Source organism: Pseudomonadota bacterium (assembly GCA_023229365.1).
Classification (GTDB): domain Bacteria; phylum Myxococcota_A; class Polyangia; order JAAYKL01; family JAAYKL01; genus JALNZK01.
In genome coordinates, this window is the sequence record JALNZK010000251.1 from 1 (window position 1) to 2,586 (window position 2,586).

Genomic DNA, 2,586 nt, shown 5'->3' on the forward strand with positions numbered 1-2,586 from the left:
ATCACGGCGGTCATGCCCGAGGCGGCGTTCGGCCTCGTCAAGTTCGGGACGTGGGAGGACGAGACGTATACGGTCGCGCAGGCGATCACCACCGACGCGGCGGCGGTGGAGACCGCGGTGAGCGCGATCGCGAGCTGCGGCGGCTCCGAGGAGGCGCACGCCGAGACGCTCTACCAGGCGGCGACCGGCGAGGGGTTCGAGGGCGAGGCGTGCCTCGAGTGGTTCCTCGGCATCTGCATGGACTCGGTGTCGATCGATCTCCCGCCCGCCTCGTGCCCGGCGGAGACGGTGGGCGGCGCGTGCTTCCGCGCGGACGCGATGCCGATCTTCATCATGCTGTCGGACGAGGACTTCGAGACGTGGGACTTCGACTCGGGGGCGCCGCACTACTCGCCCGAGGCGATCGCCGCGATGAACGGGATCGGCGCGAAGTTCGTCGGCCTCGACTCCGGCAACGCGATGGACGACTTCGAGGAGATCGCGTTCGGCACCGGCTCCACGGACGGCGTCGACTCGTTCAACTTCACGATCAACGCCGACGGCACCGGCGTCTCCGATCAGGTCGTCGAGGCGGTCGTCGACCTGACCGAGAACGTCCAGCTCGACGTGACGACGACCCGCGAGAGCGTCGCCAACGAGCTCGCGGTGGACACGGCGCAGTTCATCAAGGCGATCGTCCCTCTGAGCGCGTCGCCCGCGGACCAGGTCGACTCCATGGACACGACGACGTTCTATGGCGTGGACCCCGGCACGCTCGTCACGTTCAACGTGGACTTCCATAACGACTTCTTCGAGCCCGAGACCCCCGAGGCGACGCTGTTCGAGGCGACGATCCACGTGATCGACACCGCGGTGGTGCTGTCCTCGCGGCAGGTCTACATCATCGTGCCCGGCGCCGGCGGCGAGGTGATCGTCGAGTAGCCCGCGTTCTGCTATCCTGCCCGCCGTGGAGCTCTGGGACACGCACTGTCACCTCACCCTGCCGCCGCTCTCGGGCGACGTCGACGGCGCGCTTGCCCGCGCGCGGGAGGCCTCGGTCGCGCACGTCGTCGTGCCGGCCTACGACGTCGCGTCGTTCGCGGACGTCGCGGCGCTCGCGGATCGGCCGGGCGTGCGGACCGCGATCGGCCTCCACCCCTGGGCGGCGGGCGCCGCTCTCTCCCGCGCGGAGCTCGAGGCCGCGCTGGACGCGGGGAGGGCCGCCGCGGTCGGCGAGATCGGGCTCGACTTCAAGGTGGAGGGCGCGGATCGGCCCCGGCAGATCGCGGCGCTCGAGCTGCAGCTCGACGTCGCGGTCGCGCGGGATCTCCCGGTGCTGCTCCACTGCCGCGGCGCGTTCGAGGAGCTCGCGGCGGCGCTCGCTCCCTTGCGGGGCAGGGTGCGCGGCGTCCTCCACGCGTTCTCCCGCGGCCCGGATCTCGCCCGCCGGTTCCTCGATCTCGGGTTGATGCTCGCGTTCGGCGGCGCGATCACCCGCCCCTCGGCCGGGAGCGCCCGCAAGAGCGCGGCGTTCGCGCCGGCCGATCGCGTCCTCCTCGAGACCGACGCCCCGTCGATCGGAATCGACGGCGTGCCGCCGGAGGAGACCGAGCCGCGCCACGTCCGCGAGATAGCCTTCGCCCTCGCCGCGGTTCGCGGCGTGGGGCTCGCGGAGATCGCCGCCGCCACGAGCGAAAACGCGCGCCTCATGTTCGGCTAGTCCCGGCCGTGGACGCCGAGCCGCATCCGCACGACCGAGTTCCCGTCGTAGGGCTGCGGCAGGTAGATGGACGCGTCGTCCCAGCCGCCTATCCCGGAGCCCCACTTGAGGCCGTGACCGTACAGGCCCGGGTTGGACGCCCACGAGTAGAACATCGACGCGTCGCCCTCCGCCGTGATCCGCCAGAGCTCGCTCAGCGAGTAGCTCGGCACGTAGAGGTTGCCGCACTCGTCGACATAGACACCGTCGATCCAGGGACCGCCGCCCGGGATCGTGGCGAAGAGCGTCGGCGGGCCGATGAGGTTCATGTCGCCGTCGAGCTCGGCGACGTAGATGTTCCCCGACCCTTCGTGGGAGGTGACGTACATCCGCGCGTGGTCCGGGCTGAAGTCGCACCCGCGCGCCATGACCCCGGTGACCAGCGACTCCACCGCGTGGGTGTCCGGATCGATGCGGTACAGGGTGTCGTTGTCGCCGACGTAGATCATCCCGTCGGGGCCGACCGTGACCTGGACGCCGTAGTCGTAGATGCTCGCCGCCACGGTGCTGACCGTGCCCTCCGGCGTGATCCGGACCACGCCCTGGGACTGGGACACGGCCACGAGGTCGCCGTCGGGCAGGTAGTCCATCCCCTCGACGCTGTGGATCGAGCTCACCCAGAGGCTCGCGGTGCTCGAGCCGGCCGCCGTCTTGAACAGGGCGTCGCCCATCGAGCCCGCGCCGACGATGAACCCCTCGCCGTCGAACGCCAGGGCGTGGTAGGCGATCGGGCCGGTGAGCTCCTGGACGAACACCGGGCCGCTCGGGAGCTCGTCGCAGCCGAACGTCTCCGTGTCGTTGTAGGTATCGGTCTCGGTGTCCGTGTCGCTGTCGACGTCCGTGTCGGT

3 protein-coding genes are annotated in these 2,586 nt (G+C 70.7%); 2 read left to right on the top strand and 1 reads right to left on the bottom strand.

Going from position 1 to position 2,586, the window contains the following annotated elements; genetic code table 11:
- Positions 1-921 (top strand): hypothetical protein (locus tag M0R80_31910; GenBank protein ID MCK9464247.1); only part of this gene is annotated, 921 nt, incomplete at its 5' end.
- A gap of 25 nt (positions 922-946) precedes the next feature.
- A complete protein-coding gene (locus M0R80_31915; GenBank protein ID MCK9464248.1) occupies positions 947-1,699 on the top strand; it encodes a TatD family hydrolase in 753 nt (250 codons plus the stop codon).
- Here the strand turns inward: M0R80_31915 and M0R80_31920 are convergent.
- Positions 1,696-2,586: SMP-30/gluconolactonase/LRE family protein (locus tag M0R80_31920; protein ID MCK9464249.1), on the bottom strand; the 891-nt coding region annotated here is incomplete at its 5' end. The two genes, M0R80_31915 and M0R80_31920, sit on opposite strands and share 4 nt — an antisense overlap.